A 12,685-nucleotide genomic window follows, 5' to 3' on the forward strand; every position below is an offset into this window, starting at 1 on the left:
CAGGCAATCACGGCCTGTCGTTGCAACCGCTTTATTCGCCGCTGTATAAGCTGCGATCAAGCGATCCTGGCCGCCCGCGATTGATCCTGCAGGCGTCCGAATCCCGACGGTAACGTCAGGAAACGGACGCTCGGAGCTAGCCGCCGCGAGCATCGAGCCCGAACTTCTGCAACCTGGCATGCAGCGTTGGGCGAGGCAGTCCCAGCAATTGGGCGGCGTGCGTTTGATTGCCCTGGCACCGCCGCAGGGCCTCCGCGATCAAGAGCCGTTCAATCTTTTCAACCAAGTCCAGGTAGGCCCGATCGCTTCTGCACGAGTCGAGATAGGTTCGTACGAGTTGCCGGCATGAATCCTCGTTCAAATCGTGCATCGCGGCTGGAGTTTGGGCCCAAGGGAGATCGTGAGCCTGAATTGTGTACCCCCCGCTGAAAATGATCAGCCGTTGAACCAAATGTTCCAACTCACGCACGTTCCCTGGCCAAGAGTATTTCATAAGCGACTCCAGCGCGTCTGGCGCGAGCGGCGGTCTCTCGACGTGGGCTGCTCGTGAAGAACGAGCCAGAAAATAATCGACGAGACAAGGAATGTCATCGCGCCGCTCCCGCAGGGGCGGCACGTGGATCGTAACGACGTTAAGGCGGTGGTAGAGATCGTCGCGAAAATCACCGGCGGCGATGGACTTTTCCAGGTCGCGATTGGTGGCGCACAGCACTCGCACATCCGCCTGAATTGTTTCATTGCCGCCCAGCCGCTGAAAAGTCCGGTCTTGTAGGACTCGCAGGATCTTCGCCTGGACCATGAGCGGGATGTCGCCGATCTCATCAAGAAAAATCGAACCGCCATCTGCTTGCTCGAACTTTCCGATCCGCCGCGTCACGGCGCCGGTGAACGCACCTGGCTCGTACCCGAACAACTCGCTTTCCAAGAGGGTCTCCGGAATGGCCGCACAGTTAATGACGACCAATGGCGAATGCCTCCTCACGCTATGCTCATAGATCGCCCTGGCCACGAGTTCTTTTCCCGTGCCGGATTCCCCGCGGATGAGCACAGTTGCATCAGTCTGAGCCACGCGTCCGATCGCCTTGTAGAGTTGCTGCATGGGCGAGCTCTGGCCGACGATTGCGTCGGTCGATGGCTCGATTGTCTCGGGGCCCAAGGCGAGGTGGCCTTTCATCAGCCGAGCCGCTTCCAACGCCTTGGCAATTGTCTGGAGCATTTCTGCCGGCTCGAATGGTTTCAGTTGGTAGTCGAATGCTCCGCGCTTCGTGGCCTCGATCGCGGTGTTGGTGGTGCTTTGTCCGGTCATGACTATGACGGGTAAAGTCGGTTGAAGCTGCTTGATCCGGGCGAGAGCATCCAGACCGTTCATCCCAGGCAAGCAGATGTCCAAAATGACCAAGTCGCAATCGGCGTCCTTCAGCCGGCTCATCGCATCTTCGGCGCCTCGGACGGCGTCAACATAGTGCCCTCGTCTTGGAAGCAGTTCCTCAAATGCCCGGAGGACATTCGGTTCATCGTCAACAATAAGGATTTTGGCCATCTGATTCCTCGCGCGCGATGGGGACCCAAACCGCAAACGTAGTGCCCTTGTCGGTTGACGACTCCAACACCAATGCTCCACCGTGGCGAGCCATGACTTGCGCGGAAATGCACAAGCCGAGCCCGGTCCCAGTTTCCTTGGTAGTGAAGAAAGGCTCAAAGATTCGGCGTTGAACGTCCTGAGGCATGCCGGCGCCCGTATCGCGAATCCGCACGACCACCATCGGACGGCCATCAGCGTCGTTCTCAGCCGTTGCCGTGATCCGAATCTCGCCTCCTCCGGTCATGGCGTCCGCGGCATTGCCGAGCAAATTGAGAAAGACCTGCTTGAGTTGCGCCGCGTCGGCCATGATGGGCGGCAAATCCTCGCGGGTCGCGTGTTCTGCGCCGATAGCTCCTTCCTCCAAGCGAAGTCTCAGAAGTTCCAACGTCTGCTCGATCACCGCGCCGACGTTTTGCGGCTGACAGCGAAGCGCCGGCGGCCGGGAGAATTCAAGAAAACTCCTGACGATACTCTCCAGCCGCGTCGTTTCTTCAGAGACGATTCGCAGCTTGCGATTCAGCTCGACGTTTCCCCGGGCCGTTTCCTGGATCGAAAACAACCACATCTTGATCGCCGTGAGCGGATTGCGGATCTCGTGTGCAACACTGGCGGCGAGCTTTCCGACGGACGCCAACTTCTCGGCCGCCATAAGCCGATCGTGACTGCGATCCAATCGCGACCGGGCGTCGCTTACGTCCGACATCAGGTCGCGAAAGTGATTGCCGATCATCCGCAGCTCGTCTTGGTCGGAGTCGGCGGGACTATCGCGGTGATCGCCGTGAAACAACCGCGCATCGGCGACCATGCCTCGCAGCGGGAAAAGCACTCGGTAGAAGAACAGCCAGAGCAAGAACCCGCCGAGAACGAGCGACAGAATCCCGGAAATGCCCACTACCCAGAACGTCACTTGCATACGCGTCTCGGCCCGCGCAATAATCGCCTTGACGTAAAGATCGTTGACCGCGATCAATTGATCGCAGAGGTCGTGGACGTCGTTGGAAAGGCGGCCATTGACCTCGTTTAACAGCAGCGTTCTCGCCTTGACTTCCTCGCCCTTCCTGAAGAGCGAGATCACCTCTTCTTGTCGCGCGCTGAGATTTGTCCATGTTCGTTCCAGTTGGAGCAGAAGAGCCTCTTCTTCTTCCGGAACATACGTGGTTTCGCGAACCGTTGTAATCCAGCTTTGGAAGTGACGCTGCAAATCGCGGAATCTCTGCTCCCAGACGGGATTTCCCTTGTCGAGAAGATACGAGGCAATCAAGCCGTTGCGTTCGCGAAGAATGATCTCCGCTTCCTCAGCGCGGACATTTGGAAAGCTCTCTCGGGCGGTCTCTTCCAGGCGCTTGTTGACGCGCCAAGCTGCGTATAAGGCCACGAGGCTGCTCAGGATCGAGATCGCAACGATCCCGAAAATCGTCCAGGAAAACTTTGTTCCCAGTCTTAGGCCCATTTGCCAGCTCTTTCAACGGCGCAAGCCCCTTCAGCCCACCGCGGTGTGCCGAATGCCAGCCAAGAATCATCATATCCATCCGAAGATGCAAGATGAACCTCGCGAGGCGGGCTTCAGAAGCATCGAACCGAAGCAAGCGCTGCGGCCGACGTCACAAAAAAGGCCGACAGTGTCGTCGGGCCTGACGCTATACGTGGCAAGTACCGTTGCGGCGATGCGACGGTCTTATTTATTGTCGCCCAGCGACGGGACTTGGCGGGAAATGCAGTGTAGCGCGCCCCGCTTAGCGATTAGCTTCGAGCAGTCGATGCCGACCATCTTCCAATCCGGCAATGCCTCGTGAAAAACATTCAGGGCGACTTTGTCGAGATCGGGATCGGTGTCGGGATACTGAGGAACCAATACGACGCCGTTGGCGTAAATGACATTCGTATAGCTTCGCCAGTTGCCGTCCTTATGGCTCGGCATCGGAATGCGGATCACATCCATCGGGCCATTCTTGGTCGGCTCGCCCTTCAAGGCGCTTGAGTTTTCATCAAGGATCGGTGCGTTGACAGCGTCTTCATCCGAGCGATATAAGCCGACGATCACTTTGTTGACCGCACAGACGGTCAGAAACATGTCCGTGTGGCCAGTCGGTTCGTCTTCCAGCGGCTTAAGATGAACCCAGCGGTCAAAATGGAAATAGTCGTGAAGTAGCTGTCCGATACGTTCGGCGTTGTACCCGCGCGCCTCATTGCCGGCGCCGATTCGGGTCGTGGTGATGCAAAGCCCGTCGCCATTGCTCGTCAGGTTTCCGCCTTCCAACGTCAAATGCGCATGAGTGTAGTGGAGTCCGAAAGTCGCGGCGAATGCGACGCTAAAGCTATCTTCGAGATCTCGGTTCTGTTCAGGATAGGTGTAGTCGATAACGGTCGCATGGTCCCCGACCACGAAATACGGCGCGTAGTCGCGAACCCACATCGCCTCGACGGGCCATTGAAAGAAATCGATGCAATCCTCGGGCAGATTGTTGTCCTTGAGCAAAGCGATGGTTTTCGCTTGCTGGTCCGAGTTGGCCACGACGCCGATAATCTTGATCCGGTCGTGAATCGCGGCGACGATTTGCGCCAACGTTTGAGGATGGTATTGGATCAGTTCATTGACCCCGAGAATCATCGCCGCCTGATGCTCGAAGCCGCCCACGACGCGTCCACTGGTGATCACGTCAGCTATCGGTCGAACGCGTTCGACACTGGTCCTACCGGGCGGTGGGTCTGCCAACGCTGAACCGGCAGTCCGATACGCCTCCACCCCAAAGCCAGCGAAAAAGCCGGCGGTCGCGAGGATCGCACCGGCGACGAAGAGCGTCAGTAAAGGTCGCCTCTTGAACATCAACTCACACGCCGATGGCGGGAGTGTTCCGACTCCCCCGGAAAACAGTCCGATTGCGGACAGCCGAAGCAGTATAACATCGTCGAGAAGGGCGATACCAGCAAAAATCCCCGTAGCCAACGACTTCGGCTTCAGGCGGTTTTCGGCTGGTCTGCCAAAAAAATTCCTCCGCAAGCTAGGAGATTTAGCTTGCGAAGGATGAGAGACGGATCCAATGATCCGTGGTGATTTTATCGGCCAGATCGTCGTTGGAATCGACTCATTCTGAGCAAGACGATTTGCGTTTAGAATCGCACGAGACATTGCAATTCAAAGACGGGACTACACGCAGATTTGGCAAGTGATGGCTGCGGCGATGAGTCGGAAGAATGCGTCGCCGAAGTAGTAACGAAGTTCGACGAACGCAAATCAATGGCCGCTCGCGAGAGCCGCCAGCGGCACGCCGCAGTGCGGTTTCGTCTGGGGACGAATTGGGGACAACATTGCCCGCACAAGACCAACGCGCCTATAATGCTGTCGCAATATGGTAGCTACAGAACGATCAAACCGGGAAAGGACTTGCAACACAATTCAATTGCGAACGCAACCTAAGCTATATCCCCTGAATCTTGATTGAGATACCAGTTGACTCCGAGCGTGGTATCGGTCATCTCGCCGCCTTTGATGGGGGCGGGTTGAGCCCCACTGCCCGCGGAGACAACGCTGTTCATGTCGATGTAGGAGAGTCGCGCCGCAATTTCCCAGGCGCCCTTGCCCATGCAGACTCCATCGCAGGTGCGGACGCGGAAGAAGGGCTCATACGGCTTGACAGTGGAAAATCGCTTGGCTTCACGGTCGTAGCCGCGGTTTTCGCCGGTCAAGAAATAGCTCGCCTGAATATAGGCGCCCTTGTAAGTGGCCGAGCGGCCAGTGGTCGCGCCAGTAACGGTGCTAACGTCGTTAAGCGTGACCCAGGTTGCTTCGCCGGAGACCGAGAACGGCCCATTAATCATGGCCAACTCCGCATCGTACTCCTCGTAGCTAAGGCAGTTCACGTTCCCCGTGTTGGTGAACGGGTTGAGCGTCAACGCTTCCTCGGTCGCCGAGAACGACTTCTGGTCGGTCGGGTTGGTCAAGCTGCCACCGGCGCCGACGACGCGGAAGTCGGTGCCCACGTGGAGCAAGTAACGCCCGTCCGAAGGTTCGTCGTAATAAGGCAGCCAAACCGAGCGAGCGCAGAAGCTCCAATCTCCCTCGTTGCTCCGCTCGATGAATGAATTGTCCGAGAAAGTGTCGCGGAATGTGCCCATGTACCAGCTAAGATCCTTGTTTTCATTCACGTAGTTGAACGCCATGACGCCCCATTTGCGGGCAGGAGCAAAGTTGTCTGGGAGCGCTCGCCGCTCGAATTCCAGCCATTCGTCGCTGGTCAGCTCTTCGAGCATCCACGGCTCTTTGAAGTGGCCGATGCGAAGATTGCCCATGACCGGCAGGTAGCGGACCGTGGCATAGATGTCCTTGAGCTGGATCGTTTCAACGATCTGGGTCTTCGTCCAAGTCGCGCCGGCGACGTTTGGGCCGGGAGGGTTCTGGACCGTTGGAGTTGCCAAGGCCGGGACGATCGCATTGCTCGCGCACTCGATTTCGAACTTGTAATCGACGTTCTCATAAACCCAGCCTTCGGCGTAGAGCCGCAGGTAGGTGAGGCCGGTGTAGTCAAGTTCCTTCGGGTTGCCCGTCGCGTTGATGTTTCGCTGGCTCTGATTGATGTCCACATTGTCGATGAACACCTTGGCGCCGACGCGGAACGTTGGGCTGGTGATGATCGGCACTTCCTTGGGAGTGCAGAACGGATTGGCAGCGTCCGGAGCGGCAGCGGCGCTGGCATTTGCGTTGGCGTCGAACGCAGTCGGAGTGGCGCTCACGCCTGGTTGCTGCTGTTGCTGCTGAGCGCGCAGGGCGCGGATTTCCGCCTCATTCGCGTCGAGACGGCGGCGCAACTCGTCGATCACGCTGTTCTGATCGCTCGCGGCAGCGCCGTCGTTGTAGCCGGCTGGGGCGACGGGCGCGTAGAAGCCCTGTTGACCGTGCGCTTGGCTCAATCCGGCCCACGCGACGAAGGCGGCGACGAGGCCGCCCAGGGCCATCCGAGGTCCGTCTCTCATGGGGACATCCTTTCACTTTAAAATCCGTTAAAAACGTCGGGGATCTTCCCCCGGCCATCTGCCGCGCCTCGCTCCATCGGGCGACGCGGCATCTCCTGATCGATAGCCTTGACACAACGAGAATCGGCCGGATTTCAGTAAGAACTATGTTAGATCGCTTCAAGACGCGGCCTCGATAGCCGACGATTTTCTGCGCCAATCGGATCGACCGGGAAATCCGGCAAGGTCGGCCGGCGCCGAAAGAAGTCGCTAGTTTGCCCCAAACCTAGCTGGCAGTTGCGCGGCGGGGCCAGTTGTGCTGACGGAGCCTCGATTTCCGCTGGTCGAGGGGAAGCGCGCCGAGGTATTTCGGAAGTTGTTTCGATCCGGCAAGATGTATCGCCGCGGCGCGTATGCTCCGGCGCGAAAATATCAAGGCCTTGGGCGCCGGTTTTACGGCGTGGTCTGGGGCTTGAATTTGTGGTTATAATTCAGCCGGAGTGAGATGAACGAAGAATGCGGAACTAACGAGCTACCGCGGGGGGCGGACGTTGCACGCGGGCTTCCGGACTTAATCCACATGGCACGACGACTCGATATCGACCGCATTTTGCAGGAATGGCCCTTTCAGCCGGGAGAGGTGCTTGCCCGGCGGGTGAAGGCAGCCGATGGCCGGGAAGTGTTGCAGATGCGCGTCGATATGGGCGTGTTGCAATTGGAAACTGAAGGCCGGCCGGACGGTCAGCATCCGGGGGGCGCGGAAACCTACTACGAGCATCTCGCGGTCGAAGCGATTCGCGAGGGAGAGGCGTTTCAGCTCAGTCCCGAGCAATGCGTGGAGGCCGATCGCGAGTTCGTGCAGTTTTATCACCGGCGGATTTGTTGGCTCGCTCTGCGCGAATATCGCCGCGCGGCGCGCGACGCCGATCACAGCCTGGCGTTCATGGACTTCGTTCGCAAGTTTTCCGGAGACGAAGACTGGACGGTCTCGCACGAGCAATATCGGCCGTTCGTGATGTTCCATCGCGTTCAGGCCGGCGCCTTGGCGGAACTCGAGGAGAACGGTCCCGAGGCGGCGATTGGCGAGGTGAATCGCGGCCTGGAGCGGTTCCGCGAGCTGTTCGCCGAATACGAAGCGCTCGATCGCTTCGATTCCGACGAGCTGGTGAGCCGGCTCGTCGAGTTGAAAGAGTCGATGCGAACGCACTATCAGGTCGGGCGCACGCTCGACGAGCAATTGGCCGATGCCGTGGCCGCCGAAGAATATGAGCTGGCGGCCAAACTCCGCGACAAGCTCGCCCGCCGCGGCGAAGCCCGTCGATAGCCAACTGGATGGGGCATCGTATCGAAGAATGCCTGGACGGCGCTGCTAGCGTCGGCTTCCATGCCCGTGCCGGTTCCCCGACGCTAGCAGCGTCGGCTTCGACGCGAATCCCTTTCCATCGTGGCAATCCATTCGCATTGTAGCGATTGTAATCTTGGGCACCCCAACTATTGTAGATATGTACACTATCGCAAGGGTCTGGCGACTGGATTGGTCGCTGCGGTGATTTTCTAAATGCCATGCCGATATTGGCTTCCCGCCGCATCGGTAAATCGCTCGCATCATCTGGCACGGGGGCTGCATTAGGGGAGGATCGCCAAGGTCAAGCGATCCTAATCCCCGGTCCATGCAAAGGAGTGTGTGCCATGTTGGTTCTCTCGCGGAAGGTGAACGAGCAAATCCTGATCGGCGACGCCATAAAGATCACCATCCTGAGGGTCCGCGGCGACGCGATTCGGGTCGGCATCGAGGCGCCGCGCGAGGTGCAGGTGCGCCGGTCAGAATTGCCCCCTTTGCCGCAATCACCCGCCGCGCCGCGGCCGCAGCGCCCGCGCCCGCGCCGCCACGGCGAAAAAAACCCTGGCGAACGGGCCTCCGCTGTTGGAAGTCGACCGCTAGCTGCCAAGCTCCACGCGCGCCGTGTCCCAAGCGCCTCGACGACACCGCTGATGACCTGACCCAGGAGGCGCTTGGGCCGGCGTTGCAATTTCGCCGCGACGGATTAGCCTAGAAGGCATGTCACAACCGCTGAAGGTCAAGCCCGGCGCGAAGGTCCAGCTCAAGGATTTCGATCCGGATTTTCACGACGGGATCGAGAAACAGGCCGCGCTCGAAGAGGCGGCCAAGAATGCCGATGCCCTCGATGAGCTGGCCTACCGTCTCTACGCCGAGCACCGCCGCGCGCTGTTGATCGTGCTCCAAGGGATGGACACGTCGGGCAAAGACGGCACGATCCGGCACGTGATGAGCCGCGTTAGCCCGCAGACCTGCAAGGTCGTCTCGTTCAAACAGCCCAATAGCGAAGAGTTGGAGCACGACTTTCTCTGGCGAGTTCATCGAGCCGTGCCGCCGAAAGGACAAATCGGCATCTTCAACCGTTCGCACTACGAAGACGTGCTCGTGGTGCGGGTCCACCACCTCGTCGAGAAATCGGTGTGGAAAAGCCGCTACGAGAAGATCAATCTGTTCGAGAAGTTTCTCGCGCAGGAGGGAACCACGATCCTCAAGTTCTTCCTGCACATCAGCCGCGACGAGCAGCGCGAGCGGCTCCTCAAGCGGATCGAAGATCCGCACAAGCTCTGGAAGATCAGCGAGGCCGACGTGGCGGAGCGGAAATACTGGGACGACTACCAGCGGGCCTACGAAGACGCGATCGCCGAATGCGGCGCCGATCACGCGTCCTGGTATATCGTCCCAGCCAACCACAAATGGTATCGCAATTTGGTTGTTGGCCGCGTCGTTCATGAGACGCTAAAGCAGATGGACCCGAAGTTTCCCGCCGCTGCGAAGGACTTGACCAAGCTGGTGATCGAGTAGGGCATCGTGTAAGCTAATCTCCATCGATCCAACCCACCGGATCATCGGGGAAGCTGGCGATGTCGATGCCGACGGAAATCAAGGCGGCTCGCACGGACGACGGGTATGTAATCCGCGTCGAAGGGCGCGGGACGCTGCGCGAGAGTCCGGCCGTGCGCGAATTCGCCGCCCAATGTCTCGATCAGCGGCGCGAGTTGACGCTCTCGGTCGATCTCTTCGCCTGCGAGTATCTCGATAGCACGTTTCTCGGCTGCCTTGTCGGGCTGTATCGACGCGGACAACAAGAGCCGAACCTGCGCCTGACCGTGTGCGCCGAGCCAGAAACGCGGCGGCGATTGCTGGGCGCGACTCGGCTCGACAAGCTGTTCCACTGCGTCGACAATTGCCCCGAGCCGGCTGGTCCCTGGGCGCCGCTCTCGGCCCCGCAACTGGAAAAGCGCGATTTCGGCCTGCACGTCCTGGAATGTCATCAGCGGCTTTCCGAACTCCCCTGCCCCAGCGCGCCGGCCTTCAAGGCTGTCGCCGACCAATTGGCCCGCGAATTGGGCCAATCGCAGCCGGGGACGCCCTAGCCTAGCACTACGGTGTCGAATACTCCTGTCACTTGAACTACGACCGTGTGATACAATTGGTTGTAGGTTCGGAGCGACGGGGGATTCTCATTCGACGCCGAACGTATAACGATTCAATGCGAGGATGCCGTGATGAAAGTCGAAGAGAGTTTGATCGCCGAAAACATGACGTACGAACGAGAGAAGGCGAATCTGCTGGCCGCAGGTGACGAAGGGAGGTTTGTCCTGATTCACGGCGACGACGTTGTCGGGGTATGGGGAACCTATGAAGACGCCTTGCGCGAAGGCTACGGCCGATTTGGCTTGTCGCCGTTCATGGTCAAGCAGATTCAAAGTATCGATCGCGTTCAATTCATAGCGCATGAAGTTTCACGATGTCGATCTTAACCATGTCGATTGGCCCGATCGGACCTTTGGTGGAGATTGGGTTGTTGGTGAGCAAGCCGCGGGCGGAGGCCCTGACCGCCAATGGGATCAAAGTCCCCGACATGGTGATTGCGCATGGTTTGATCGACACGGGCGCGATATGCACCTGCATCGATCCATTAATCGTGCGAAAACTCGGTTTGTCGCCCACCGGGACCACCCAAGTCTATACTCCCTCCAGCGGCACTTTGGGACACGCTTGCGATCTCTACGATGTGTCGCTTGGAATTGTGATGGGGGCGAGCCAGGAGCATGTCGTGTCGATCACAATGCCGGTTCTTGAAGCCGAGCTTGCCTATCAAGGATTTGAGGCGCTGATCGGACGCGATGTCCTTGCTCGCGGCACACTCTTCTATAATGGACAGGCGGGTTCATTTACTCTGTCATTTTGAATGGCCTGCGGCGGCTTAGGATCAGAGACATCCAGCCGTAACAGCCTTGATTTGACGAGCGAAATCGGTGAAAATGTATCGGTCGTCGGCAGCATTACGCCTCGCGCATTGATTTTTCGTATCGCACTGGCAAGCGGCGGAATATGGTTTTCGAGCGAATCGAAACATTGAAGCGAGAGTACACCGACAAGTATGTCGTCGTGGACGAGAGCCGGCCGGAGTTGGCTCGATTCAAGGGGCAAGTCGGGCTGGTGAAGACGGTCAACATGAGCGGCCGGGCCCTGATCGAATTTCAGGACTACATCGCGAACATCGGTTGGTACGATATCGACTTGGATTTCGTCAAAGTCGTCCCGAAGCCGGAGGCCGCAGCCCCGACGACGGAAGCAAAGCCGGCGGCGAAAAAAGCTGCCCCGGCCAAACCCGCTCCGACTAAGCCAGCAGCGGCTGCGCCGGCGTCGGAACTGCCGGTTGAGAAGAAGCCAGCCACCGCGGAAAAGAAGCTCTCTCCGATCGAATTGGCGAGAATGCAAGGGGCGATGAAACGCGAGGGGATCCCGGCGCCGGCAAAGCCGAAGCCCGCCGCGGTCGACGCCGCGAAGCCCGCTGCGGTTGCGCCCCCCGAGAAAAAACCGTCCACGGCTGAGATTCTTGCGGCGGCGCGAACAAAAAAGGCTGCCGCGCCGAGTGAAATGCCCGAGGCGCCAGCGAGCGCTCTCGCTGAGCCGCCTGCTACCGAAGAGACCGCGACAATTGCCACGGCGACAATTGCCGCAGTGCCGATGGCTCCGGCTCCGAAGAAACCTGAAGCCAGCGCGGTAGTGATGATGGGCGCGAAGCCGACCACAACGGCGGAGAAGATTGCGTGGTGCCGCGGCGCAGACGCCGGCCGCAACGCGCGATGAACCATTTGCCACGGCATCGGTCTGCGTGGCCTGTAATCCATGTTGAGGTTTGACGAAGGGGATGCGAAGGCAGAGCCTTCTCGGCGGCGTGCTCCCAGGTGGAACCTGGGAAAATGAACGGCGAGCGATCCACAAACGGAGGAGCAGGTGGAATCATGACTACAGCCCAACAACAGCCAGTCGAAGCGGCGCCGCGACGCGGATGGTGGCGGCGGAATTGGAAGTGGCTCGTCGTCGGTCTGGTCTTGGTGGTCGGAATCTCCGCGGGCGGCGGATACTACTACCTGTTCGGCCGCATGCTCTTGAGCGAGCCGTTTAAGATCGCCTGGGATGCGGTCAAGAACAGCAAGCAGGTGAGCGCCGAATTGGGCGCGCCGATCAGCGGCGGCTGGACTCCGCACGGCACCGTCAATCAAGATCCGAACATGCCCGAGGCGACGATGAATTTCTCGATTTCGGGACCTAACGGCACGGCCGACGTCGCGGCGCTAGCCCGAAGGATCGACGGCATCTGGGGTTTCCCACGATTCGAGGTCGATACGCGTCCTCTCGATGGCTCAGTCGAGGGAAAGCATCTCGATTTAACCGGCGAAATCAATGCCGGCAAGCCGGACGACGTGCAGAAATTCGATCCCACCAAACCGCAGCCGAAGACCACCACGACCGAAGAAGCGCCCCCGGACCTGAATATCAAGCTCGACGACGTCCCCTCCGCGCCCAGCGGCAAGTAAGCACCGTTGAATCGGACGCTCGCGCACTACGGTTCTTCCTCGGCGGCACGCTGATGCTCCTCGATAAACGCGCGGGCGCGATCGTAATCGGCGGCCCGCACGACAATTGTAATCTCCATCGTGCCGATGCCGGCCAATCCGGCCTGTCCTTCGCCGGTGATCTGGCAAGCAATTCCTTCGCCGAGCAGGGCTGCTCGAATGATCTCCGCCTCGTTTTGATTATTTGTCGAGTAGACCTCTACTGGGTCATTCAGTTCCATCTCGGCGGCT

13 protein-coding genes are annotated in these 12,685 nt (G+C 59.2%); 7 read left to right on the forward strand and 6 right to left on the reverse strand.

The genetic code is table 11. The annotated features are described in order from the left end of the window. Nucleotides 1-136 precede the first annotated feature (136 nt). The 4 genes from VGY55_22510 to VGY55_22525 form a co-directional block, all read right to left on the reverse strand. The gene (locus VGY55_22510) at nucleotides 137-1,540 is read right to left on the reverse strand and encodes a sigma-54 dependent transcriptional regulator (protein HEV2972758.1); all 1,404 of its coding nucleotides are present in this window, start codon (nucleotides 1,538-1,540) and stop codon (nucleotides 137-139) included. Beyond that, entirely contained in the window at nucleotides 1,518-3,032 is a 1,515-nt protein-coding gene (locus VGY55_22515) for an ATP-binding protein (protein ID HEV2972759.1), read from the reverse strand. The genes VGY55_22510 and VGY55_22515 overlap by 23 nt, the downstream gene beginning before the upstream one ends. 225 nt (nucleotides 3,033-3,257) lie before the next feature. Beyond that, the gene (locus VGY55_22520; protein HEV2972760.1) at nucleotides 3,258-4,238 is read right to left on the reverse strand and encodes an agmatine deiminase family protein; all 981 of its coding nucleotides are present in this window, start codon (nucleotides 4,236-4,238) and stop codon (nucleotides 3,258-3,260) included. 755 nt (nucleotides 4,239-4,993) lie between these two features. Then, nucleotides 4,994-6,550: a porin gene (locus tag VGY55_22525; GenBank protein HEV2972761.1), complete on the reverse strand. Its 1,557-nt coding sequence runs from the start codon at nucleotides 6,548-6,550 to the stop codon at nucleotides 4,994-4,996. Between the two features lie 559 nt (nucleotides 6,551-7,109). Between VGY55_22525 and VGY55_22530 the strand changes: the two genes are divergently transcribed. The 4 genes from VGY55_22530 (at nucleotide 7,110) to VGY55_22545 (ending at nucleotide 9,961) form a co-directional block, all read left to right on the forward strand. After that, nucleotides 7,110-7,853 (forward strand): UvrB/UvrC motif-containing protein, encoded by a 744-nt coding sequence (locus VGY55_22530; GenBank protein ID HEV2972762.1) that lies wholly within the window; start codon nucleotides 7,110-7,112, stop codon nucleotides 7,851-7,853. 365 nt (nucleotides 7,854-8,218) lie between these two features. Further along, a complete protein-coding gene (locus tag VGY55_22535) occupies nucleotides 8,219-8,530 on the forward strand; it encodes a carbon storage regulator (GenBank protein ID HEV2972763.1) in 312 nt (103 codons plus the stop codon). Nucleotides 8,531-8,588: 58 nt separating this feature from the next. Beyond that, nucleotides 8,589-9,389, forward strand: coding sequence for a PPK2 family polyphosphate kinase (locus VGY55_22540; protein HEV2972764.1), 801 nt, complete (start codon nucleotides 8,589-8,591; stop codon nucleotides 9,387-9,389). 59 nt (nucleotides 9,390-9,448) lie between these two features. Then, nucleotides 9,449-9,961 carry an STAS domain-containing protein gene (locus VGY55_22545; protein ID HEV2972765.1) on the forward strand — a complete coding sequence of 171 codons (513 nt, stop codon included), beginning with the start codon at nucleotides 9,449-9,451 and terminating at the stop codon, nucleotides 9,959-9,961. An 87-nt stretch (nucleotides 9,962-10,048) separates the two neighbouring features. On the opposite strand, the gene VGY55_22550 is transcribed toward VGY55_22545, so the two are convergent. Beyond that, entirely contained in the window at nucleotides 10,049-10,324 is a 276-nt protein-coding gene (locus VGY55_22550) for a hypothetical protein (protein HEV2972766.1), read from the reverse strand. A gap of 11 nt (nucleotides 10,325-10,335) precedes the next feature. Here VGY55_22550 and VGY55_22555 point away from each other — a divergent pair, with 11 nt between their 5' ends. The 3 genes from VGY55_22555 (at nucleotide 10,336) to VGY55_22565 (ending at nucleotide 12,415) form a co-directional block, all read left to right on the forward strand. After that, nucleotides 10,336-10,779 (forward strand): hypothetical protein, encoded by a 444-nt coding sequence (locus VGY55_22555; GenBank protein HEV2972767.1) that lies wholly within the window; start codon nucleotides 10,336-10,338, stop codon nucleotides 10,777-10,779. A 143-nt stretch (nucleotides 10,780-10,922) separates the two neighbouring features. Further along, on the forward strand, nucleotides 10,923-11,684 hold the full coding sequence (locus VGY55_22560; protein HEV2972768.1) for a hypothetical protein: 762 nt from the start codon (nucleotides 10,923-10,925) through the stop codon (nucleotides 11,682-11,684). A gap of 155 nt (nucleotides 11,685-11,839) precedes the next feature. After that, a complete protein-coding gene (locus tag VGY55_22565) occupies nucleotides 11,840-12,415 on the forward strand; it encodes a cytochrome c oxidase assembly factor Coa1 family protein (GenBank protein ID HEV2972769.1) in 576 nt (191 codons plus the stop codon). Nucleotides 12,416-12,441: 26 nt separating this feature from the next. On the opposite strand, the gene VGY55_22570 is transcribed toward VGY55_22565, so the two are convergent. Then, nucleotides 12,442-12,675, reverse strand: a complete 234-nt coding sequence (locus VGY55_22570; protein HEV2972770.1) for a DUF2007 domain-containing protein — start codon at nucleotides 12,673-12,675, stop codon at nucleotides 12,442-12,444. Between the last annotated feature and the right edge of the window lie 10 nt (nucleotides 12,676-12,685).

The sequence above is a fragment of the Pirellulales bacterium genome (assembly GCA_035939775.1).
GTDB lineage: Bacteria > Planctomycetota > Planctomycetia > Pirellulales > DATAWG01 > DASZFO01.